15 protein-coding genes and 1 riboswitch are annotated in these 22,266 nt (G+C 65.6%); of the genes, 1 reads left to right on the top strand and 14 read right to left on the bottom strand.

Going from position 1 to position 22,266, the window contains the following annotated elements; all coding sequences use genetic code 11:
- Positions 1–2: 2 nt before the first annotated feature.
- The 5 genes from ACFQ4E_RS16980 to ACFQ4E_RS16960 form a co-directional block, all read right to left on the bottom strand.
- Positions 3–1,481 (bottom strand): biotin carboxylase, encoded by a 1,479-nt coding sequence (locus ACFQ4E_RS16980; RefSeq protein WP_386805696.1) that lies wholly within the window; start codon positions 1,479–1,481, stop codon positions 3–5.
- The gene (locus tag ACFQ4E_RS16975; protein ID WP_386805670.1) at positions 1,478–4,216 is read right to left on the bottom strand and encodes an aminotransferase class I/II-fold pyridoxal phosphate-dependent enzyme; all 2,739 of its coding nucleotides are present in this window, start codon (positions 4,214–4,216) and stop codon (positions 1,478–1,480) included. The genes ACFQ4E_RS16980 and ACFQ4E_RS16975 overlap by 4 nt, the downstream gene beginning before the upstream one ends.
- A gap of 83 nt (positions 4,217–4,299) precedes the next feature.
- Entirely contained in the window at positions 4,300–5,292 is a 993-nt protein-coding gene (locus tag ACFQ4E_RS16970) for a carbon-nitrogen hydrolase family protein (RefSeq protein ID WP_386805669.1), read from the bottom strand.
- Between the two features lie 208 nt (positions 5,293–5,500).
- Positions 5,501–8,254 carry a TRAP transporter permease gene (locus ACFQ4E_RS16965; protein ID WP_386805667.1) on the bottom strand — a complete coding sequence of 918 codons (2,754 nt, stop codon included), beginning with the start codon at positions 8,252–8,254 and terminating at the stop codon, positions 5,501–5,503.
- 147 nt (positions 8,255–8,401) lie between these two features.
- On the bottom strand, positions 8,402–9,358 hold the full coding sequence (locus tag ACFQ4E_RS16960) for a TAXI family TRAP transporter solute-binding subunit (protein WP_386805665.1): 957 nt from the start codon (positions 9,356–9,358) through the stop codon (positions 8,402–8,404).
- Between the two features lie 364 nt (positions 9,359–9,722).
- Here ACFQ4E_RS16960 and ACFQ4E_RS16955 point away from each other — a divergent pair, with 364 nt between their 5' ends.
- Positions 9,723–10,286, top strand: a complete 564-nt coding sequence (locus ACFQ4E_RS16955; RefSeq protein WP_386805663.1) for a helix-turn-helix domain-containing protein — start codon at positions 9,723–9,725, stop codon at positions 10,284–10,286.
- A 126-nt stretch (positions 10,287–10,412) separates the two neighbouring features.
- On the opposite strand, the gene ACFQ4E_RS16950 is transcribed toward ACFQ4E_RS16955, so the two are convergent.
- The 9 genes from ACFQ4E_RS16950 to ACFQ4E_RS16910 all read right to left on the bottom strand — a co-directional run bounded on the left by ACFQ4E_RS16950 (position 10,413) and on the right by ACFQ4E_RS16910 (position 21,922).
- Entirely contained in the window at positions 10,413–11,012 is a 600-nt protein-coding gene (locus ACFQ4E_RS16950) for an ABC-type transport auxiliary lipoprotein family protein (RefSeq protein WP_386805661.1), read from the bottom strand.
- 9 nt (positions 11,013–11,021) lie between these two features.
- The gene (locus ACFQ4E_RS16945; RefSeq protein WP_386805659.1) at positions 11,022–12,761 is read right to left on the bottom strand and encodes an MCE family protein; all 1,740 of its coding nucleotides are present in this window, start codon (positions 12,759–12,761) and stop codon (positions 11,022–11,024) included.
- A gap of 20 nt (positions 12,762–12,781) precedes the next feature.
- Positions 12,782–13,558, bottom strand: coding sequence for an ABC transporter ATP-binding protein (locus tag ACFQ4E_RS16940; RefSeq protein ID WP_386805657.1), 777 nt, complete (start codon positions 13,556–13,558; stop codon positions 12,782–12,784).
- Complete coding sequence (locus ACFQ4E_RS16935) at positions 13,555–14,679, bottom strand: ABC transporter permease (RefSeq protein WP_386805655.1); 1,125 nt, start codon at positions 14,677–14,679, stop codon at positions 13,555–13,557. Before ACFQ4E_RS16935 ends, ACFQ4E_RS16940 begins: the two co-directional genes overlap by 4 nt.
- A gap of 99 nt (positions 14,680–14,778) precedes the next feature.
- On the bottom strand, positions 14,779–16,227 hold the full coding sequence (locus tag ACFQ4E_RS16930; RefSeq protein WP_386805653.1) for a TrkH family potassium uptake protein: 1,449 nt from the start codon (positions 16,225–16,227) through the stop codon (positions 14,779–14,781).
- 61 nt (positions 16,228–16,288) lie between these two features.
- Complete coding sequence (locus tag ACFQ4E_RS16925; RefSeq protein WP_386805651.1) at positions 16,289–16,495, bottom strand: hypothetical protein; 207 nt, start codon at positions 16,493–16,495, stop codon at positions 16,289–16,291.
- A gap of 237 nt (positions 16,496–16,732) precedes the next feature.
- The gene (gene folE2 / locus ACFQ4E_RS16920; RefSeq protein WP_386805649.1) at positions 16,733–17,833 is read right to left on the bottom strand and encodes a GTP cyclohydrolase FolE2; all 1,101 of its coding nucleotides are present in this window, start codon (positions 17,831–17,833) and stop codon (positions 16,733–16,735) included.
- Positions 17,834–17,957: 124 nt separating this feature from the next.
- Positions 17,958–19,136 (bottom strand): O-succinylhomoserine sulfhydrylase, encoded by a 1,179-nt coding sequence (gene metZ, locus ACFQ4E_RS16915; RefSeq protein WP_386805647.1) that lies wholly within the window; start codon positions 19,134–19,136, stop codon positions 17,958–17,960.
- A 63-nt stretch (positions 19,137–19,199) separates the two neighbouring features.
- A riboswitch (SAM riboswitch) is annotated at positions 19,200–19,278 on the bottom strand.
- Positions 19,279–19,573: 295 nt separating this feature from the next.
- A complete protein-coding gene (locus ACFQ4E_RS16910) occupies positions 19,574–21,922 on the bottom strand; it encodes an ATP-dependent helicase (RefSeq protein ID WP_386805646.1) in 2,349 nt (782 codons plus the stop codon).
- Positions 21,923–22,266: the final 344 nt, after the last annotated feature.

Here is a 22,266-nt window from a genome sequence, read left to right as displayed (position 1 = left end):
ACTTACATGATCTTGAAGGCGGGATCGGCCAGCGCCGGTCCGGCTTCGGCCACGGGCAGCGGCTTGCCCGAAACCGCGGACTTGATGCCGTGGATCCACTTCTTGGCCCGCTCGTTGAGCTGGAAGCTCTTGGTCATCGACCGGCCGCGCGTCACCAGGATGCCGAGATCGGCGCCCTCGTACCGGTAATCGCCCGGACGGATGATCCGCAGGAAGAAGGCCTCGTTCTCACTCTCGACCGCGCGGCGGTGATAGTCGAAGCGGTCGAAGACCACCCGTCCATCCTCGAGCATCTTGTAGATGCCGGTCGGCGGCGCTTCGGCGCAGATATCGACATTGTCGTCGGTGTGCTTGATCACCATCTGCGACCAGCTGTCGATATTGTCCGAATCCGCCCAGCGGGCGTTCAGCTCATCGACATCGAGGTTGAACTTCTTCTTCGAGAACTCGAGCAGGTGGAAGAGGAAGAGCGGCGCGTCGGCATGGGCGAAGGCCGCGTGGTTCGTCATCGAGGACGCCCCGGTGATCCGCGGGTTCAGCTCGCCCAGCCAGAGATCGCCGGTCTTCTTGTCGATCAGGAAGTCGAGCTCGAAATAGCCGCGATAGCCTTCCTTTCGCAGCTGCTCGCCGAACTTGAAGGTCAGATCGCGCGCCTTCTCGCGAACCTTCGGCGGGAAGGCGGTCGAGAGGATCTCGTTGCCGCACCAGCCGCCGCGATAGGGCGTCAGCTCCTTGAAGCCGACAAGCTCGGTCATCAGCGGGCCGACGATGGTGCCGGCATCGGTGGCGCAGGCCTCGATCGCCGAACCGCGGCAGTCGATGCGCTTCATCACCTTGATCTCGCCCTCGCCGACGATCTCGTGCTCGTGGCGGCGGAAATCGGCCTCGGACTTGATGAAGAAGGTGGTGTGGCCCGAGTCGCCGAAGGCCGATTGCAGCACCAGGTCGTTGCCGAGGTCGTTCTCCTCGCAGACCTTCTTGAGGTGCTCGTAATCCTTGATCTCCGACAGCGCGTTCGGGACCGAGGGCACGTCGGCCTTGTTGCCGATCCGCACGGTCTCGATCTTGTTGTCCATGTTCGTCCGAAGCTTGGCCTTGGGGAACCAGACCTCGCCGCCCAGCTCCTTGGCCAGACGCTCGGTTTCCTCGTCGAACATCAGGAACACAAACTTCGGCTTGCCGCCGCGGCGCTTGATGTAGTCGATCACCTCCTTGTGCTGGAGGAGGTAGTTGTTGATGTCCTCGATCGACTGGAACTCGGCATGGGGCTGCTCGGAGGGGCAGAACACGTTCGGGTGCTTGCCGTCATAGCAGTCGATGTAGTTGATATACTTGAAGTTCTTACACCATTCGTCGATGCCCAGAAGGTTGAAGTTCGTGGCCGAGACGAAATAGACCGGGTCTTCGTTACGGTGGAAGAACCGGCGGATCTCGGAAATGTTCTTGAGTGGCTTGGCCATGGTCGGATCTCCCTGAGTTATTCTGCAGCTTGTTTCGGTTGCTGATCGGCTAGTTTCGCGAGGCTTTCGGGCGTGAAGACCCGGAGGCCCAGGTCAGGCCGGTAGCCGTGGATTTCGTTCACATCGAGCGCCCGCATGAAGGCGAGGATCTCCTTGGAGATCAACTGCCCCGGCACGAGGATAGGGAAGCCCGGCGGATAGGGGATGATGAAGGACGCCGAGACGATCTCTTCCCCCCCTTCGAGCCGCTTCTGCAGCGCATCGCCGATCTCGAGGTAATCGCAGGCATCTTCGTCATAGGCGAGGAAGAAGGCCGAGCGGATATCGCCCTCGGGCGTGCCCGGATCGAAGCGGAACGCGTCGTGGAACCGCGAGAAGTCCGGCAGCGGCGGCAGGTCCTCCATCAGGCTCTTCACCCGCCGGTCGAACGCCATGCGCTCCATCTTGGAGGCATCGTCATTCAGGTCGTCGAGCGATTTCGCGATCTCCACCAGCACCTCGATCAGGTAAGCGACCGAGCTGCGGGTCGTGCCGATATTCGTCATGAACAGCACGGTGTTGCGCGAGGTCTTGTTGATCTGGATGCCGTAGCGGTCCATCAGCACCTGGTTCTTGAACGTGTCGCCGTCCCACCCGGTTCCCCCGACCGCGAGCGTGACCCGCGTGGCGTCCAGCACGAACTCGTCGCGCTCCCAGGCATCCCAGATCTCGGCCCAGCCCTGTTCGGCGTCGTAATAGGCGGTCACGTTGCTGTCGCGGTGCTTGTCGGGGATCATGTCGCCCGCGGTCAGCACCTTGAAGTATTTCTGCAGAAGCGGATGGGTCCCGATGGCCCGCCGCATCGACATCGCCGCCTCGATCTGGCGCTGGACGAACTCGTAGCCCTCGAGCTCGACCTGCCGCCGCCCGACATCGAGCGACGCGATGATCTGGTAGTTCGGCGAGGTCGAGGTGTGGGTCATGTAGGCTTCGTGGAACGATTGCTCGACCTGGCCTTTGAAATCCTGGTCGTTAACATGGATCATCGAGCCCTGCCGGAGCGCGGTAAGCGTCTTGTGCGTCGACTGACAGGCATAGACCCGCACCCGCGCCGTCGGCGGAGGCAGAAGCCGCGTCTTCACGAGCTTCTCGTCGTCCGCATCCTCGAGCTTGGCCTTCTGCTTTTCCCAGGCGGCGCGATGCTCGTCGGTCTTGAGCTTGGCGCGCAGAGTATTGGCCGCGTTCATCGCCGTCCGGTGACGATACGTCGGGTTGAACCGCGCAAAGCCGAACCACGCCTCGTCCCAGAGGAAGATGAGGTCGGGCTTGATGGCGAGACATTCCTCCATCACCCGTTCGACGTTGTAGACGATGCCGTCGAAGGTGCAGTTCGTCAGAAGGAGCATCCGCACCCGGTCGAGCTTGCCCTCGCGCTTGTACTGGAGAAGCCGCTCCTTGATCTCGTGGATCGGGACCGCGCCGTACATCGAGTATTCGTTGAGCGGATAGCTGTCGAGATAGCTGACCTGCGCCCCCGCGAGCACCATGCCGTAATGATGCGATTTGTGGCAGTCGCGGTCGACGAGCACGATATCGCCCGGTCGGACAAGGGCTTGCACGACGATCTTGTTACAGGTCGAGGTGCCGTTCGTCGCGAAGAAGGTCTGTTTCGAGCCGAAGGCCCGCGCCGCCAGCTCCTGCGCTTCCTTGATGGGGCCGTGCGGCTCCAGAAGGCTGTCGAGACCGCCCGAGGTGGCCGAGGTCTCGGCCAGGAAGATGTTCGGCCCGTAGAACGCTCCCATGTCCTGGATCCAGTGCGACCGCGTGATCGACTTGCCGCGGCTGATCGGCATGGCGTGGAACACGCCCGTGGGCTGCTTGGAGTAGTTCTTGAGCGCGGTGAAGAACGGCGTCTTGTAGCGCGCCTGAACGCCCCGGAGGATGTTCAGGTGAAGCTCCATGAAGTCTTCCTGGTTGTAGAAGACCCGACGGCAGATCCCCAGATCGAGACCCGCGATATCCTCGACCGAGCGCTCGGTCACGAGATAGGCGTCGAGTTCGGGGCGCACCCGCGCCACCAGGCGGCAGAGCTCGGGGCCATAGTTCTGCGGTTCGATATCGCGGAACTCTTCCTGACCGCCGGCACCCGCGAGATAGCGCTTCAGAAGCGGCATGTTCATCTCGGAGCGCAGGTTGAGACCGGGGCGCACCACCATCGCCTGGATGTTGTGGTTGAAGAGCACCGCGATCAGCGCGTCCTCGAGCGAGGCCACCACGACCGCCTCGTAATGGAAGGGATCCTCCTCGCGGCGCATCTTGTGCATGTTCGTCTTGAGCCAGCGTTCCTGCTGCTCGTTGACGTCATCGACGATCAGGACCTCGAAATACGGCTTGGTCAGCGCCCGCGCCTCGGGCGTCAGCATCGCCTCGTCATCGTTCTCGTCGATCTCGGTCGAGTCGCGGTCGATGGGGATGTGGCGGCGGCGATAGGCGCCGGTGGTGAGCGCCCGCATCACCCGGTGCACGGAATAGGCAAGGTCCTCGAAGCTGCCATGCTCGAAGAGCCGCCGCAGGTAATCGAAGGTGTGCATGCCCGGGAACGCCCAGTAGGGCTCGATCACCGCAAGGCTGTCGAACAGCGCCTGGGATTTTTGCCGGAGCTTGATCTTCTCGCGCTCGTTGGTGGCGCGGCAGAGCGCATCGGCGGCTTCTCGCAAAGCCGACCAGCGATCCGATCTGAGCTGGATCGCCGAGTAGTATTCGTTGACGGACTCCATTGTCGTCCTCCCTGATCAGGGCGGCCGCGCCGAAGTCACGTCATCCGCCCCGCCGGGATGGCGGGGCGAGACACGCTCCGGCGTCAGCCGCTGGAAACTTTGCCCGGCAAGCCCACCAGTTCGACCGGCGAGGAAGCCTCGGCATGATAGCTGTTGGCCGCGGGCGGCACGGTGCTGTCGGGCGCACCGCTCACGGTGTCCACGTGCAGGCCCTTGCGCGAGCCCTGCCGGGGCATCTCGAGCGGCCCGAGCGTCTGCAGGTAGCTGTCCGCGCCCGATTGCCGGTCATAGACCGGGAAATCGGCTTCGCGGTCGCGGAAGGACTTGAGCACCTGGCCCAGGCCCTTCATCCCGGTCTCGCGCTGGCGGCGGACCATGTCGAGATCGATCTCGATCGGGAACATGTCCTCCTGGCCCGCGCATTGATGCAGGACCGTGGCCGACGGATCGACGACGCAGGACTTGCCCACCCCGCCCGATCCCAGGCCGTTCACGTCGAAGACGTAGCACTGGAACTGCGCCGCGGTGGCGCGCGCGATGGACAGCTCCGCATCGCGGTCGGTGGTGCCCGTCAGAACCGGATGCAACAGCACCTCTACCCCCATGGAGGTGAGCTGACGCGTGGTCTCGGGGAACCAGATATCGTAGCAGATGGACAGGCCGAAGCGGCCGACCTCGGGCACGTCGAAGACGCAGAACTCGGTGCCCGCGGTGATGCCCGACTCGTAGGGCCGGAACGGGAACATCTTGGCGTATTTCGCAACGATCTCGCCCTCGGGGTTGATCACGAAAGACGTGTTCCGGATGGCGCCGTGCTCATCCTTGATGAACATCGAGCCCGGCACCAGCCAGACCTTGTTGCGCCGCGCGGCGATCTGGAATTTCTCCAGCGCCTCGTTGTGCTCCGGCAGCGCGAAGCGATCGAGCGGGCCGAAGGGCGCGAGCTCGGAGAAGAGCACCATCTGGGTCCAAGGGAACCGGGCCAGCAACACGTCGAGTCGGTGGATCATCGCGTCCACGTTCGATTCGAGCGGATTGACGTACATTTGCACGCCGGCAATGGCGAAAGGGGTCATGTCGAGAAGTCTCCTGTGAGGAGTCCCCGTCGCGGACGCACCGTCGACGGAGAGCCTTGGAGGCATGTCTCTAATCCCTTCCCGGAGGAGTTAAAACACTCTCTCCCGATAGCGTGACCGGACCACGTGCAAGTGCCTGAAAACTGGGCACCTGCCGTGGCCGATCCGCCACAGAGCGGCATGGATCCGCTATGTGGCCTTGTCAGGTTCATGCGGTGGCGCGGGTCCGTGCGGTCTTCGCCGCCCGCCCCTTCTGCATCCAGACGATGAGCGCCAGGAGCAGGAAGGCCGGGATGAACATGAGATATTTCGACGGCTGGCTCTGCGGCTCGAGCACGCGCAGGATCTCCTGGTCCCAATCGAGACCGGCATTCTGCGCCGGGCTGTCGAAGGCCACGTCGTCGATGATCAGGCTGTCGCCCTCTTCGCGGAAGAGAAGACCCGCGTTCTCCAGCCGCTCGTCGCCCGTCGCGCCCTCGCCCAAGGGCAGAAGTGCCGTGAACTCAAGCGGTTCGCCGATCTCGTTCACGCCGGAGACGCGCAGCCGGAGCGGCTCGCCCTCGGGCGTGTTCTCGGCCGCCTGCGCGATCTCGGTCGGCGCCACCGCGTTGTAGGGCGGTGCCACCATGTCCATCCAGAAGCCCGGACGGAACAGGGTGAAGGCGATGAGCAGAAGCGCGATCGACTCGTAGAAGCGGTTCTTCGCGAGGAACCAGCCCTGCGTCGCCGCCGCGAACAGGAGCATGGCGATGGTCGCGATCACGAAGACGAAGATGCCCTGCACCCATCCCACATCGATCAAAAGAAGCTGGGTGTTGAAGATGAAGAGGAAGGGCAGCGCCGCGGTCCTGAGGCTGTAGAAGAACGCCACGGCCCCCGTCTTGATCGGATCCCCGCCCGACACCGCCGCCGCCGCGAAGCTCGCGAGGCCCACCGGAGGCGTCACGTCGGCCATGATGCCGAAGTAGAAGACGAAGAGGTGCACCGCGATCAGCGGCACGATCAGGCCGTTCTGCTGGCCGAGCGTCACGATCACCGGGGCCAGAAGCGCCGAGACCACGATGTAGTTCGCGGTGGTGGGCAGGCCCATACCGAGGATCAGCGACAGGATGGCGGTCAGGAACAGGATGGCCAGGATATTGCCGCCCGAGAGCACCTCGACCACATCCGCCAGCGCCGAGCCGACGCCGGTCTGGCTGACCGCGCCCACGATGATACCGGCGGTCGCCGTGGCGATGCCGATGCCGATCATGTTGCGCGCGCCGGTCACGAGACCGTCGATCAGGTCGAGGAAGCCGCCGCGGACCTCGTCGCCCATATTGCCGCTCGAGCGCATGATCGCGAGGAGCGGACGCTGGGTGATCAGGATGAAGATCATGAACGCCGCCGCCCAGAAGGCCGAGAGACCCGGCGAGAGGCGGTCGACCATCAGCGCCCAGACGAGCACGACGACCGGCAGGATGAAGTGCAGGCCCGAGCGCACGGTCGGTCCCGGCAGGGGCAGCGTCTGCTGGGCGTCGCTGTCGGTTTCGAGCGACGGGATTTCCTCTTTCGAGGCGACCTTGAGAAGCCCGATATAGACCGCCACCAGGAGCACGAAGATGATGTAGCCCGCGGTGTCCGGGAAGAGCGTGCGGATCCAGCCCATGCCGTAATAGACGCCGAAGGACAGCGCGCAGAGCACGATCACGAAGAAGGCCATGCCGATCAGGCGCTGGACGATGGGCTTCGGCGTGTAGGCGCGCGGAAGACCCTCCATGCCCTGCTTCATCGCCTCGAGATGCACGATGTAGACGAGCGCGATGTAGGAGATCACCGCCGGAAGGAAGGCGTGCTTGACCACGTCGAAATAGGGAATGCCGACATATTCGACCATCAGGAAGGCCGCGGCCCCCATGACCGGCGGCATGATCTGGCCGTTGACCGACGAGGCCACCTCGACCGCGCCCGCCTTCTCGGAGTTGAAGCCCACCTTCTTCATCAGCGGGATGGTGAAGGTGCCGGTGGTCACCACGTTGGCGATCGACGAGCCCGAGATCAGGCCGGTCATCGCCGAGGAGACGACGGCGGCCTTGGCTGGTCCGCCGCGCATGTGGCCCATGAGCGAGAACGCGACCTGGATGAAGTAGTTGCCCGCGCCCGCCTTATCGAGAAGCGAGCCGAAGAGCACGAAGAGGAACACGAAGCTCGTCGAGACGCCGAGCGCGATGCCGAAGACACCCTCGGTGGTGATCCATTGGTGGTTGATCACGACGCCGAGCGACTTGGCCGAGTGCGCGATGAGCTGCGGCATGTATGGCCCGAGGAACGTGTAGCCCAGGAAGACCGTCGCCACGATGGTCAGCGCCGGCCCGAGCGAGCGGCGCGTGGCCTCGAGAAGCAGGAGAAGACCCACGACGCCGACGACAAGGTCCTGCGTGATCGGCGCTCCGACCCGGTTGGCGATGCCCTCATAGGCGAAATAGATATAAAGCGCGGTCGCGGCACCGATCAGCGCCATCGCCCATTCCCAGGGCGGCACGCGATCCTTGGGCGATCCGAGCACGACACAGGCGATCACCGCCGCGCCGACCAGCCAGATCCACCAGCCATTGCCCGGCTCGGCTCCGAGCCAGAAGAGGAAGGTCAGGAAGGCCGGAACGGCGATCCCCAGCACGAGCTGCACCGGTGTGCGCGCGGCCGGGAAGGCCATGAAGCCGAGGAAGATCGCGAAGGCGAGGTGGAAGGCACGGGCCTCGGTGTCGTTGAACACCCCGAAGCCGAGAATGAAGGGGATCGGCGAGGCAATCCAGAGCTGGAACAGCGACCACGACAGCGCCACAACGAGGATGAGGATGCCCACCGCACCTTGCGGGGATCGCCCGCCGGTGTCCGAGGAGGCGACAAGATCGTCGAGCTCGCCCTGGCTGAGGCCGCCCGAATTGGTTCCAACGCCGCCACCCTGTGAAGGATTGTCGCTCATATCACTTATCCCTGTCGATGGGCCTGGCCGTTATCATGTCGCCAGTGCCGTATTCGGTCGCCCGGTCGCACCCGCGACCGGTCGGGACGCGGCCCCGCCAAACCCCGGCGGGACCGCATGTTTTCAAGCGTCAGAGACGCGGACGGATCACTCCATCCAGCCTTTTTCTTTGTAGTACTTCTCGGCGCCCGGATGCAGCGGAGCCGAGAGACCGGCAGAGATCATCTCTTCTTCGTTGAGATTCTCGAAGGCCGGGTGCAGGCGCTTGAAGCGGTCGAAATTGTCGAAGACGGCTTTCACCACCTCGTAGACGGTGTCTTCGGCCACGGCGTCGGAGCTGACGAAGGTCGCGCGCACACCGAAGGTCTGCGTGTCTTCCTCGACGCCCTCATAGAGCGATGCCGGGATGGTCGCGGCCGCGTAGAAGGCGTTATTCGCGATCAGGCTGTCGATATAGTCGCCGGTCACGTCCACGAAGACCGACTCGCAGGACGAGAAGGCTTCCTGGATCGAGCCATTCGGATGGCCGACCTGGTAGACGAAGGCGTCGATCTTGTTGTCGCAGAGCGCCTGCGCCTGCTCGGTGGCCTTCAGCTCGGAGGCGAGCGAGAAATCGTCGGCGGTCATGCCGGCGGCTTCCATCACCACATCCATCGTGGCGCGCTGGCCGGAGCCCGGGTTGCCGATATTGACGCGCTTGCCCTTGAGATCGTCGAAGGTCTCGATGCCGGCATCGGCACGGGCCACGACGGTGAAGGGCTCGGGATGGACCGAGAACACGGCGCGCAGGCCCTCGAAGGGCGCCTCGAAGCTGCCCTCGCCGTTCAGGCCGTAATATTGCTGGTCCGACTGGGCCACGCCCATCGTCTGATCGCCGGCCTTGATGGCGTTGATATTGGCAACAGAGCCGCCGGTCGAGGGCGCGGTGCATTGCAGACCATGCTCGCCGGTCCCGCGGTTGACGAGACGGCAGATCGACTGGCCGACCACGTAATAGACGCCGGTCTGACCGCCGGTGCCGATGGTGATGAAGGTTTCCTGCGCCGTCGCGGCGCCGCCGGTGGCAAGACCGGCCAGCAGTGCGAGTGTCGGTGTGAATTTCATCAGTACTCTCCCGTTTGAGCTTTTTTCGTTTGTCGCCTGTGAGTTCGTCCCACTCTTCCGGCAGGACAATCTACGGCTTACTCTCCAACTCTATCGTCGCGGCGCGGTTCCTCCAGATCTAGACCGCCCAATGACAATCCCGGCGTTTCATAAACCGGACGCGACGACGCGCGGCGCCGATTAAGCCTTTGTCGTCAATCCCTTGCCGATCCCCGGTCGATGTCGCATCCGCCGGAGAGCGGCCTCGGGTCGAAACCGCGCATGTCAATTACCGTAGAGGTGGTTATTATCCTGATCAAGACGGCTAGTATTTTAGTCGTCCGTGATCCGCGATTTCACGCGCGACGGACCAGGGGAGGACCTTATGGACCTCGGAACACGCCTAAAATCACTCCGCGTCTCCAAGGGCTTGTCCCAAAGAGAGCTGGCGCGACGGGCGGGAGTGACGAACGGCCTGATCAGCCAGATCGAACAGAACAGATCCTCGCCCTCGGTGGCGTCCCTGAAGCGAATTTTGGACGCCGTGCCGATCAGCTTCGCCGATTTCTTCAGCGAGCAACGCGACGATTCGGACCGCGCCTTCCCGAGCCTCGAACACCTGGCCTCGGTCGATCCGGGGCGCTACCACCACGCGGGTTCGGACGCCCCAGCGATGCTGCGCGTCGGCGGCGACGGGCCGGGACGCGCCGAGCTTCTCTACGAGACCTACCTGCCCGGAAGCGACAGCGGCCCCTCGCGCGATGACAGGCTCGTCGGCACCACGGGGCTGGTCCTCTGGGGAGAGATAGAGGCGCAGATCGGCTTCGAGATCCGCACCCTCACCCGCGGCGCGAGCTTCATCGCCACCGCCGGAGAGCCGCACCGCTTCCGCAACCGCGCCAGCGACCCCTGCGTTCTCGTCACCGCCCGCCTCCCGCCGCCGCGCTGAGCGGGACCGTCAAGCCGCGTATTTGGAAAAAGAAGAAGCGCAAGGGGCCGGGCGCGCCCAAATAGCGTTTCTTCTTTTTGAAAACACGCTCTCCTCCGCCAGCCAAGGGGCGCGGCGCCAGGGGGGTCAGCGCAGACCGTCGGTGACCCAGGCCGCGAAGGCGCGCAGGAGCGTGTCGGACGCGGTATCGAACGCCGCGACCAGCGCCTCGGTCTCGGTCGTGGGCGACGCGGCCTCGGCCGTGAAGGTCCGGCTCGCGAGGATCGTCACATCGCTTTCGCGCACGAGCTGGATCGACAATGCGAGGCGGACCAGCGCCCCCTCTCCCGCCGTCTCTGCCTGGAAATCGATCACGTCGGTGACGATGGCGATGTCGCCCGACAGCCCCAACGGCTCGCGCCCGACATAGGCGAGCGCGTTCGTCCGCTGCAGCGAGCGCAGGAGAAGCGACTGCACCATCGTCGGCACATCCTCGCCCCAGCGCACTTCGGGCAGGTATTCCGCCGCAAGCGGGCTCGGCTTGATCAGGATGCGGTCGGTGTCGAGCGCTCCGGTCGTGGTCGGCATCTCGACGGTGACGTTGTAGGGCCGCTGCCGGGGCGCGGCGGGGATGTCCTCGGGCGCGCGCAGCTCGTAGACGCCGAGCGGCGTCGTGGCGTCGGAAAAGGCCGAGAGCGCCGAGCAGCCGGGCAGCGCCAGAAGTGCAATCAGGAGAAATCTGGTCATGGCGGGCCTCTAGCGTCTGAACTCGGGCTGATCGCGATCCAGGAGGAACCGCGCCGGGTCGCGCGCGATCTGGTTGGTCAGCTTCTCGAGATTGCGGATCAGCGCGCGGGTCTCGTTGGCGAGCAGCGTGTATTGCGGCAGACCGTCCGCGGCGAAGGCCGAGACCGGCGCGCCGGTGTCGCGCACGATCCGCGCGACCTCTCGGAAGGTCGCCTCGGCCTGCTGCGCGGCGTCGCGCAGATCGCCGGTGACCACGGGGATGTCCTCGGAGACCTGCGCCAGCGCGGCGTCGAACCCGGCGATGGCCGAGCGCAGATCGGCGGTGATGGTCGAGATGTCCTCGTTGATCACCCGGTCGGCGCCGGTGAAGGTGCGCTCGGCCGCTTCGAGCGTGGTGGTGCCGACGGCGAGCGCGCGGTCGAGCGCCTCGAGCGTGGTATTGGCGCGGGCGAAGGTGTCAGTGACCGAGGTCAGCGCCGCGCGCGCCTCGCCCGAGAGGCCCGCGACCTCTCCCGACGCGGTCGAGAGATCGGCGCCGACCTCCTCGACCACGCGCGCCGCGGTGGCGGTGGCGCTGCGGATGTCGCCGATGATCACCGGCACATCCGTCTCGGTGATCCGGGTCACCGCCTCGACGGCGGTCGAGATCTGCGCCATCACCGCGCGGGTCTCATCGACCAGCCACTGGCCGTCCTCGGTCACGAGGAGGTCGAAATCATCCGCCGCGTCCTCCATGACCTCGGTCGCCTCTTCGAGCGACACGATCAGCGCCGAGGCCTCGTCGAAGACGCGGCTCGCCTCGTCGAGACGCGCGACGGCGCTCTCGCCGGCCTCCGAGAAGGTCGCGAGCATCGACGAGGTCTCGGTGCCCAAGCGGTCGAGCGTGCCACGGAATTCCTCGGCGGCCAGCGCGGCGCCCTGGGCCACGGGCGGCAGATCCTCGGCCAGGAAGCGGCCCACCTCTTCGACCGTGCGGGTGGTGGCGGCGAGCGTCTCCTGCCCGGCGGCCACCGCGTCGCGGGTCTCCTCGGAGAGCGAGGCGATGGAGAGGAGCGCCGTGTCGGCGGTCGTCAGGATGCCCGAGAGGTCGTTCGACAGCGCCTCGAGCGTGGCGTTGAACCGGTCGATCTGCCCGGCAAAGGCCGAGATCTCCGCCGTGACATTGGAGAAATCGTCGAGCACCGCGGCGAAGTTCTCGGACGCGCTCTCGGTATTGGCGAGGATATTGTCGACCCGGTCGCGGTTCTCTTCGGTCAGGAACCCGTTCACCGCGCGCACGACGCCCAGAGCTTCGGTCAGAAGGTCCGGCGCATCCTCAGAGAGCGTCTGCAGGACCGAGCGTCCGGCGGGGATCTGCGGGATCTCGTCGCGCGACAGGTCGGTCAGGAACGGCGCGTCCGGGGTGCCCGGCGAGATGCCGACATAGGAGACGCCGGTGACGCCCTGGCTTTCGATCGTGGCGATGGAATTGGCCCGGACCGGGGTCTCGGCATCGACCTCGAGCCGGACCCGGATCAGACCCGAGCGGTCCGGCGCCAGCCGCACATCCGCGACCTGCCCCACCGGCAAACCGGCGAAGCGCACGGTCGAGGCGTTCGAGAGACCCGAGACCGAGGTGAATTCCACGTCGTAATAGGCGAAGCGGCGATCGAGCTCGACCTGCGCGAACCACAGGATGAAGCCCAAGAGGCCCAGGAGCCCTGCCAGCGTGAACGCGCCGATCAGGATGTAATTGGCCCGTGTCTCCATGCCGCCTGCTCTGCCCTGCCCTAATCGGCTGCCGCGCTCGGGGTCGCGGCGCGGGCGCGTGGCCCGTTGAAATAATCGTGCACCCAGGGATGATCGACCTCCCTGAGCGTCTCCATGGTTCCGGTGACGAGCACCTTCTTTTCCGCCAGCACCGCGATCCTGTCGCAGGTCGCGTGCAGCGTGTCGAGGTCGTGGGTCACCAGGAACACGGTTAGCCCCAAGGACCGGCTGAGTCCACGGATCAGAGCGTCGAAGGCCGACGCACCGATCGGATCGAGTCCGGCGGTGGGTTCATCGAGGAACAGAATGTCGGGATCGAGCGCCAGCGAGCGGGCCAGCCCCGCCCGTTTGCGCATGCCGCCCGAAAGCTCCGAGGGGTATTTGCCGCCCGCCATGTATGGCAGGCCCACAAGCGAGATCTTGAGATCGGCGAGCGCCGCGCGGGTTTCGGGATCGAGCCCGTCAAACCGGCGCATCGGCACCTCGACATTCTCGCGCACGGTCAGCGACGAGAAGAGCGCACCGTCCTGGAACATCACACCCATCTTGTCGTCAAGCCGCGACCGCTCGGCCTCGGAGGCGATCAGCATCTCGGTGCCCATGACCTCGATGGTCCCGGCCTGCGGGCGGGTCAGCCCGACGATTTCCCGCAGGAGCACCGATTTGCCGGTGCCCGAGCCGCCCACGACGCCCAGGATCTCGCCGCGATAGACGTCGAGATCGAGATCGTGATGCACCACCTGCGCGCCGAACTGCGTGTGGAGGCCGCGAACCCGGATGATCGGATCCGCGCTCACAGGCCGAGCTCGGAATAGAAGATCGAGAACAGCGCGTCGGCCACGATCACCGCGAAGATCGCCGTCACCACCGAGGCCGAGGTGCGGCGGCCGAGGCTCTCGGCATTGCCCTTGACCTGCATCCCCGCATGGCAGCCGACGACGCCGATGATCACGGCGAAGACCGGCGCTTTCGACAGGCCGATCAGCACCTGTTCGAGATGCTCGCCCTCCGCGAGCCGGGTCAGGAACATCTGCGGCGAGATGCCGAGCTCCAGCCAGGACATGAGCCCGCCGCCGATCAGGCCCGAGAGGTTGGCGACGAGCCCGAGGATCGGCAGCGTCAGGACAAGCGCCAGCACGCGCGGCAGGAACAGCATCAGCCCCGGATCGAGCCCGAGGGTGCGCATGGCGTCGATCTCCTCGCGCATCTTCATCGACCCGATGGCGGCGGTGAAGGCCGAGGCGGTGCGCCCCGCGACGATGATCGAGGTCAGAAGGATGCCGAGCTCGCGCAGGATCGAGATCGCGATCAGGTCGACCACGAAGACCTCGGCCCCAAACTGCCTGAGCTGCGTGGCCCCCTGGAAGGCCAGGACCACCCCGATCAGGAACGCCATGAGCGCGACGATGGGCACCGCCTGCCAGCCGACCGCCTCGGCGTGATGAACGAGCGCGGTGAAGCGGAACTGGCCGGGATTGCGCAGCGTGCGGGCGAAACGCGCGATGACGAGGCCCAGCATGCTCGACAGCTCGGTGGCGAAATGCCCCGCCGACACCATCGCGCGCCCGACCGAGGCGACACGATCCTGCAGCGTCCTGGGTGGTGCGGGCTCGGTATCGGGATGCGGCATCGCCGCCGCCACGGTGTCGAGAAGCGCCTGTGTCTGCGGATCGGCCCCGGTGAACTCGAGCGCCGCGCCTTCTCCGTCCATCCGCTCCTTCAGCCGCAGAAGCGCCCAGGCGCCCGCGGTGTCGAGCCGGTCGATCCCGCCCAGGTCCAGCCGCAGCGGCGCCTGCCCCTCGAGCCCGGCGAGCGCCGCCTGCAGCGCGGGCAGACGCGCCAGCGTCAGCCGTCCGGTCAGGACGGCGCGCGCACCGTCGGCGCCGGTCTCGACGTGGATCTGGGGGGAGTCGCTCATGCCGCGCAGCCTAGCCGCAGGGACCCGGGGCTTGAAGCGGCTTTCACCGGCGGGACAGGCCTGCGACGCGGTGCCGCTCGCCGCTGTCGCGGAACCGCTTCAGGCGCGCCAGAACCGGACGGTGAAAAGCACCAGCACCGACATGATCTCCAGCCGACCCATCAGCATCGCGAGGATCAGAAGCCATTTCGCGGTGTCGTTCAGCCCGGCGAAATTGCCCGCCGGTCCGATCTCGGCCCCGAGACCGGGCCCGATATTGGCAAGCGCCGTCGCCGCGCCCGAGATCGAGGTGATGAAATCGAGCCCCGTCATACCGAGCCCGACCGAAAAGAGCCCCAGAAGCACGACGAAGAACATGAAGAAGGACATCACCGACGAGAGCACGTCGTCGCTCACCGGCCGCCCCTCGAACCGCGGCACGAAAAGCCCGTGGGGCGCGCGGATGCGGCGGAGCTGCGTCTTCACCGAGGCGATCAGGAGCTGGTAGCGGAACACCTTGACCGAGCAGGCGGTCGAGCCTGCGCAGCCGCCGATCAGGCCAATGAAGAAGAACATCGCGATCAGGAACGGGCCCCATTGCATGTAGTCGACCGAAGCATAGCCCGTGCCGGTCATGATCGAGGTGATATTGAACACCGCCTCGCGAAGCGCCTGTTCGGGATGGTGCGGGAAGATCGACAAGAGCACCGTGACCGTCACCGCCACGAGCACCGCGATGATGCCGAGAAAGGCACGCACCTGGCTGTCGCGAAAGAGCGCCACCTGGTTGCCGTTCACGAGCTGCACGTAGCGCACGAAGGGCAGCGCCGCGAGCACCATGAAGACGCTCGCCACGTATTCCGCCGGTCCCGAGAACGTGCCGAAGCTCGCGTCGTAATTGGCGAAGCCGCCGGTCGAGACGGTGGTCAGCGCATGGACCGAGGCATCGAACGGGTTCATGCCGGTGCCGATGTAGCAGAACGCGCAGAGAAGCGTGAGCGTGACGTAGATCGACGAGATCTGCGCCGCGATCTGCGCCGCCCGCGGCAGCACCTTGCCCATCGTGTCAAAGGCCTCGGAGCGGAAGATCTGCATGCCGCCGACGCGCAGCTCGGGCAGGAACACCATCGCCACGACGATGATCCCGATGCCCCCCAGCCATTGCAGGAGCCCGCGCCAGAGCAAGATGCCCTTGGGCAGCGTGTCGAGCCCGGAGAACACCGTGGAGCCGGTCGTGGTCATGCCCGACATCGCCTCGAAGAACGCGTCGACGAAGCGCGCCTCTGTCTCGCCGAGGACAAAAGGGATCGCGCCGAAGATCGGCAGCATCACCCAGACCAGCGTCGTCAGAAGGAAGGTCTGCTGCAGCGACAACCGCTCCGGCACCGCATTGGCCGAGGCGAGCGCGATCAGCCCGCCCGAGAGCGTCGTGATGATCGCGGATTCCAGGAACACATGCCACTCGCCCCGCCCTTCGGCGATGTCCACCATCATCGGCAGGAGCATCGTCAGCCCGAGGCACGAGACCAGGAGGCCGATCACATAGGCGACGGGACGCATGTCGAACATGGGCGGCAGCGTTGGCGCGCCGCGCGGGCTTAGTCAAGCCAAGGCATCGGGCGTCCCGGGGTCAGCTGACCAGGAGATCGCGGAAGACATGCGCCAGGATCTCGTCGCGCCTGAGACCCACGCGGCGCAGATCGGCATCCGACATCGCGTCGAGCCTGCAGATATCGAGAAGCCTGCGGCGCTTGAGCATGGTCGGGTTGAGCCCCTGCCCCCGCTCGGTGAAGAACAAGTCGATGCGCTGGTTGAGCGTCACGCCAGGGTCGGACATGGCACGGTCTCCGGAACTGCTCGGTCGTGTTCCCCCGTCGCGTTCAGCTTACGCGGCCAGATGACCGGGTCATGACCGAACCGTGCGCAGACGGCGCGCCACCCGTGGCGACGGCGCGAATTTGGGCAGGCTGCGCGCCGTCCGGGCAGCGCGGCGGTCACAGGATCAGACACGAAAAAGGCCCGGCCCGGTGCAGAGCACGCGGAGCCGGGCCTTCTTTGTCGCTGGAGGCCGGGGTCAGCCGACGTGGAACAGCGTCGAGAAGAGCCGCGGATCGAGGCTTTCCTGCTCGAAAAGCGGCCCCTCGGTCAGCACCGACACCGCATCATGGCTGTGCAGGCTCTCCTGGTGGCTCGCGATGACCCTGTAGTCGCCGATCCGCACATCCTTCTGAAGGTGCTCGGCAAAAAGCCGCGCCGCGTCCTCGACGAAGATCGGGTTGGAGCCGTTGAGCTCGGCAAAGGCCTGCTCGTCCTCGCGCTTGACCATCACCTGCGTCTCGGTCGGGACAGCCGCGCGGCAGAGATCGATCAGATCCTCGAACCAGAGGCAGCCATCGCCTGTCAGCTCCACGGAAATCCGCGCCACAGACCGCTGCGAATGCGGCGTCGCCATCACGCCGCGCTCGCGACGGGCGTGCTCGGACAGTTCCAGCGAACAGGGACAGGTCGAGCTGTAGACGTAATCGAGATGCAGGATCTTCCGGCGCACGCCATCCGTCTCGACCAGTTCCAGCGCGATGTCGTAATACTGGTAGCCCGTGAGGCCCGAGCGCAGGCTCTCGACCATCACCGGGAAGCGCAGGCGCATGTTGATCCGCGCATCGAAGCTTTCGAGATCGCTCTTGTAGTCGTCGAGCGCCGCCTCCATCACCTCGAACGAGAAGGTCTGCTCCGCATGCTTGTAGAAGCTGCGGATGATCCGGGACATGTTGATGCCCTTCTTGTCCGCCTCGAGGCTGACCGACCCGGTCACCGAGGTCTCGAGCGTCAGCGGGCCGTTGTCGCGGGTGCGGTAGGTCAGCGGCAGCCGGAAGTTCGAGATGCCCACATGCTGGATCGGACGGTTGGCGCCCTTGATCAGCGAACTCGGCCCGTTCTGCAGGTCCGGCAGCGTCGTCTTGTAGGCGCTGTCGATGCTGAAGGTCGCATCGTAGCTTCTTGACAAGACAGGATAATCATCGCCCACCCCCTGCGGCAAAAGCTGCGAGACGACCGGGTCGAGCGTTTCGATCTCGGCCTCGCTGGAGATGCCGGCCCAGCGGCGCAGAAGAGCCAGCGCATGCGCCGCCTCATCCCGCGTGGGCGATTTCTCGAGCTCGGGCGTATGAATATTCATGAGGGACCCTCCGAACCTTTGAACGAGGAGCATATAGGCCGGGGTTTCCCGGCCGCAACGCTTCCGATGTCGCAGGGTAAACGCGCGACGGGGCCGAGGGTTGCACTCCGTCGCGCGCGACCGGTCACGAAGCCGCGAGCGCGGCGAGGAGATCGGCCACCAGATCGGCAGGGTCTTCGAGCCCGACCGACAGCCGGATCAGCCCGTCCGAGATCCCGAGGCTCGCACGGGTCTCGGGCGCAAGCCGCGAATGCGTCGTGGTCGCGGGATGGGTGGCGATGGTCTTGGCGTCGCCGAGATTGTTCGAGATCAGCACGATCTCGAGCGCGTCGAGAAAGCGGAACGCCGCCTCCTTACCGCCCGCAAGCTCGAAGGCGACCATGGTGCCGCCCGCGCCCATCTGGCGGGTCATCAGATCGTACTGGGAATGGCTCTCGTGACCGGGATAGATCACCCGCGACAGCGCCGCATGCCCGACGAGCCGCCCGGCGATCTCGCCGGCCGTCGCGGTCTGGGCACGCACGCGCAGGTCGATGGTCTCGAGCCCCTTCAAAAGGACCCAGGCCGTGAACGGGCTCATCGAGCCGCCGGTATGCTTCATGTAGGGCTCGACCGTGCCGCGGATGAACTCGCGCGAGCCGAGGATGACACCGCCGAGCGTCCGGCCCTGCCCGTCGATATGCTTGGTCGCGGAATAGACCACCACGTCGGCGCCGTCCGCGAGCGCCCGCGAATAGACCGGGGTCGAGAAGACGTTGTCGCAGATCACCAAGGCGCCCTTCTCATGGGCGATCTCCGAGACGGCACGGATATCGACCAGCTCCAACGTCGGGTTGGCCATGCTCTCGAAGAACACAGCGCGGGTGTCGTCGCGAACGGCCGCGCGCCACTCGTCGAGATCGGTGCCGTCGACCAGGGTGATCTCGACGCCGTAGCGCCCTAGCACCTCTTCGAGCACGTAGAGACAGGAACCGAACAGCGCCCGCGCCGCGACGACATGGTCGCCTGCCTTGCAGGTGGCCATGAGCGCGCCCGACACCGCGGCCATCCCCGACGCCGTCGCGAAGCCGTCCTCGGCGCCCTCGAGAAGCGCGATCCGCTCCTCGAACATCGCCACCGTCGGGTTGCCGTAGCGGGCATAGATATACTCGTCCGGACCGGCCTTCTCGAACCGCGCCTCGGCCTGCGCGGCGCTGTCATAGGCAAAGCCCTGGGTCAGGAAGATCGCTTCCGAGAGCTCCCCCCACTGGCTGCGGTGGGTGCCGCCGTGAACGAGATTGGTGCGCGTGCGTCTCTGGGTCATGTCGTCGTCCTTTAGGGGCCCTCCGGCCCACAAAAAAATCCCCCGTTCCGGCCAAGCGAAAGGGGGATCCTTCGTCTGACCTCTTTAGCGGCATGTTTAAAGAGGCCCGCAATCCGGTGTACAAATCGCCTCTGGCGCAGGAATTACGCCCGTTGCGCCGACCGGTCAAGCGCTCGACCCGATGCGCCTCTGGCGCGTCCCGAGAAGGGGCGCTGCCCCTCTTGGCCTGACGGCCAATTCACCCCGGCGGTATTTGGAAAAAGAAGAAGCTCAAGAGCGCCCTTCTCGGAGCTTCTTCTTTTTAAAAATACGCCTCGCCCGGTCGGCCACCCGTGTCACGCGCATCAGAGGCGTCGCGCCGCCACGCGCGTCCCGAGACTGCGGCGACGGCCGCAGGCGAGAAGAAATGCGCGGGCCGCAAGGCCCGCACCGCCGGATCAGAAGGGAATATCGTCCGAGGCCGACAGGAACCGCGCCAGCACCTTTTTCGTGCCGGCCTTCTCGAACCCGACCTCGAGCTTGTCGCCCTCGATGCCGATCACCTCGCCATAGCCGAATTTCTGGTGAAACACCCGCTCCCCCAGCGTAAAGGCCGAGACGGCATCGAGATCGATCACCTGGTTGCGGCTCTCGCGCGGCTGGCTCACCGGGCGCTCGGCCGCGCGCGATTGCAGCCGCCGCCAGCCCGGAGAGTTGTAGACATTGGCCTCGGTCGCGCGCTGCTCGAGCCCCGAAGACACACCCATGCCCGCCGCGCCGTAGCCGCCGCCATACAGTCCCGGCGGCGTCAGCACATCCACATGCGCCTCGGGCAGTTCGTCGATGAAGCGCGAGGGCAGCGAGGATTGCCACTGGCCAAAGACCCGCCGATTGCCCGCGAAGGAAATCGTGCAGAGCTCCTCGGCCCGCGTGATGCCCACATAGGCGAGCCGCCGCTCCTCCTCGAGGCCCTTCAGACCACTTTCGTCCATCGAGCGTTGCGAGGGGAAGAGCCCGTCCTCCCAGCCCGGCAGGAAGACCGCCGGGAACTCCAGACCCTTGGCCGCATGCAGCGTCATGATCGACACTTTCGCGCCGCCATCGTCGGTCTCGTTGTCCATGACCAGGCTGACATGTTCGAGAAACCCCTGCAGGTTCTCGAAGTTCTCCAGCGCCTTGACCAGTTCCTTGAGGTTCTCGAGCCGCCCCGGCGCCTCGGGCGTCTTGTCGTTCTGCCACATCGCGGTGTAGCCCGACTCGTCGAGGATGGTCTCGGCAAGCTCCATATGGGTCATGTCCGCGTCGCCGGTCATCCGCCCCCAGCGCGCCAGGTCCACGACCAGCCGACCGAGCTCGCCCGCGCCCTTGCCCTTGATCTCGCCCTGCTCCACCGCCAGCGCCGCGCCATCCAGAAGCGACACGCCGTTCTCGCGCGCGATCCGCTGGATCGTCTGCTGCGCCTTGTCGCCGAGCCCGCGCTTCGGCGTGTTCACGATGCGCTCGAAGGCCAGGTCGTCCGAGGGCGACACGACCAGCCGGAAATAGGCCATCGCATCGCGGATCTCCATCCGCTCGTAGAAGCGCGGGCCGCCGATCACCCGGTAGGGAAGCCCGATGGTCAGGAACCGGTCCTCGAAGGCGCGCATCTGGTGCGAGGCCCGCACGAGGATCGCCATCTCGTCGAGCGAGAACGGCCGTTGCCCGCGGGTGCCGCGCTGCATCGCCTCGATCTCCTCGCCGACCCAGCGCGCTTCCTCGTCGCCGTCCCAATGGCCGATCAGGCGAACCTTCTCGCCCTCCTCGGTCTCGGTCCAGAGCGTCTTGCCGAGCCGCCCCTGGTTGCCCGAGATCACCCCCGAGGCAGCGGCGAGGATATGCGGGGTCGAGCGGTAATTCTGCTCCAGCCGCACCACATGCGCCCCGGGAAAATCCTTCTCGAATCGCAGGATGTTGCCCACCTCGGCGCCGCGCCAGCCATAGATCGACTGATCGTCATCGCCGACGCAGCAGATGTTGCGATGCCCCGCCGCCAGAAGCCGCAGCCAGAGATACTGGGCGACGTTGGTGTCCTGGTACTCGTCGACGAGGATGTAGCGGAACCAGCGCTGGTATTGCCCGAGCATATCCTCGTGGCGCTGAAAGATCGTCACCATGTGCAAAAGCAGATCGCCGAAATCGACCGCGTTCAGCTCCCGCAGGCGCGCCTGGTACTCGGCGTAAAGCCGCGGCCCCTCGTGATTATAGGCCCCGCCATCCGAGGCTGGCACCCGGTCGGGCGTGATCGCGCGGTTCTTCCAGTCGTCGATGATCCCGGCCAGCATCCGCGCGGGCCAGCGCTTGTCGTCGATCTTCGAGGCCTGGACCAGCTGCTTCAGAAGCCGGCTCTGGTCGTCGGTATCGAGAATGGTGAAGTTCGATTTCAGATCGACGAGCTCGGCGTGACGCCGCAGGAGCTTGACGCAGATCGAGTGGAAGGTGCCGAGCCAGGGCATGCCCTCGACGGTCTCCCCGAGCATGCGCCCGACGCGCATCTTCATCTCGCGCGCCGCCTTGTTGGTGAAGGTCACCGCGAGGATCTCGTTGGGGCGCGCGCGTCCGGTGTTCAACAGATGCACGATCCGCGCCGTCAGCGCCTTGGTCTTGCCGGTGCCCGCGCCTGCGAGCATCAGGACCGGACCGTCGAGCGTCTCGACCGCCTGCCGCTGGGCGGGGTTCAGCTCGTCGAGATAGGGGGCGGGCCGCGCCTGCATCGCCCGCGCCGAGAGCGGCGCACGCTCGAAGGCGTCCATTTCATCGAAACTGCTCATAGCCCGAAGATAGCCGGTCGAACGCGGATGTTAAAGAGATGTTCCGGTCCTGTTCCAACAGCCCGGATCGCCTACGGAACGACCTCATCCGCGAACCGCAGCTCACATCGCGCGCACCAAGGACAGGTGCTCCGATGTTCCTGTTCAAGACACGACCGCAGCGCGCGTAACCCGGCCGTAACTAGTTGCCCATGGGCAATTTTTTACCTCTCAGCTGTGGCGTGTGCCGGAACCGAAAGATGGGAGCCACGTCACCAGCTCGACCCAGGTCACCGGGTCACCGGGTCACCGGGTCACCGGGTCACCGGGTCACCGGGTCACCGGGTCACCGGGTCACCGGGTCA

Origin of the sequence: Litorisediminicola beolgyonensis, from assembly GCF_042679605.1 — a bacterium.
Taxonomy (GTDB): domain Bacteria; phylum Pseudomonadota; class Alphaproteobacteria; order Rhodobacterales; family Rhodobacteraceae; genus Litorisediminicola; species Litorisediminicola beolgyonensis.
The sequence above is the reverse complement of the archived record's forward strand: the minus strand, read 5'-3'. Positions and strand labels throughout refer to the sequence as shown.

Bases quoted from the DNA above. Each gene is read 5' to 3' on its own strand.
- ACFQ4E_RS16950 (WP_386805661.1), bottom strand. From the start codon at position 11,012: ATGACCAGATTTCTCCTGATTGCACTTCTGGCGCTGCCCGGCTGCTCG.
- ACFQ4E_RS16910 (WP_386805646.1), bottom strand. From the start codon at position 21,922: ATGAGCAGTTTCGATGAAATGGACGCCTTCGAGCGTGCGCCGCTCTCG.
- ACFQ4E_RS16970 (WP_386805669.1), bottom strand. From the start codon at position 5,292: ATGACCCCTTTCGCCATTGCCGGCGTGCAAATGTACGTCAATCCGCTC.
- ACFQ4E_RS16955 (WP_386805663.1), top strand. From the start codon at position 9,723: ATGGACCTCGGAACACGCCTAAAATCACTCCGCGTCTCCAAGGGCTTG.
- folE2 (WP_386805649.1), bottom strand. From the start codon at position 17,833: ATGAATATTCATACGCCCGAGCTCGAGAAATCGCCCACGCGGGATGAG.
- ACFQ4E_RS16925 (WP_386805651.1), bottom strand. From the start codon at position 16,495: ATGTCCGACCCTGGCGTGACGCTCAACCAGCGCATCGACTTGTTCTTC.
- ACFQ4E_RS16945 (WP_386805659.1), bottom strand. From the start codon at position 12,761: ATGGAGACACGGGCCAATTACATCCTGATCGGCGCGTTCACGCTGGCA.
- ACFQ4E_RS16965 (WP_386805667.1), bottom strand. From the start codon at position 8,254: ATGAGCGACAATCCTTCACAGGGTGGCGGCGTTGGAACCAATTCGGGC.
- ACFQ4E_RS16935 (WP_386805655.1), bottom strand. From the start codon at position 14,679: ATGAGCGACTCCCCCCAGATCCACGTCGAGACCGGCGCCGACGGTGCG.
- ACFQ4E_RS16960 (WP_386805665.1), bottom strand. From the start codon at position 9,358: ATGAAATTCACACCGACACTCGCACTGCTGGCCGGTCTTGCCACCGGC.
- ACFQ4E_RS16975 (WP_386805670.1), bottom strand. From the start codon at position 4,216: ATGGAGTCCGTCAACGAATACTACTCGGCGATCCAGCTCAGATCGGAT.
- ACFQ4E_RS16930 (WP_386805653.1), bottom strand. From the start codon at position 16,227: ATGTTCGACATGCGTCCCGTCGCCTATGTGATCGGCCTCCTGGTCTCG.
- metZ (WP_386805647.1), bottom strand. From the start codon at position 19,136: ATGACCCAGAGACGCACGCGCACCAATCTCGTTCACGGCGGCACCCAC.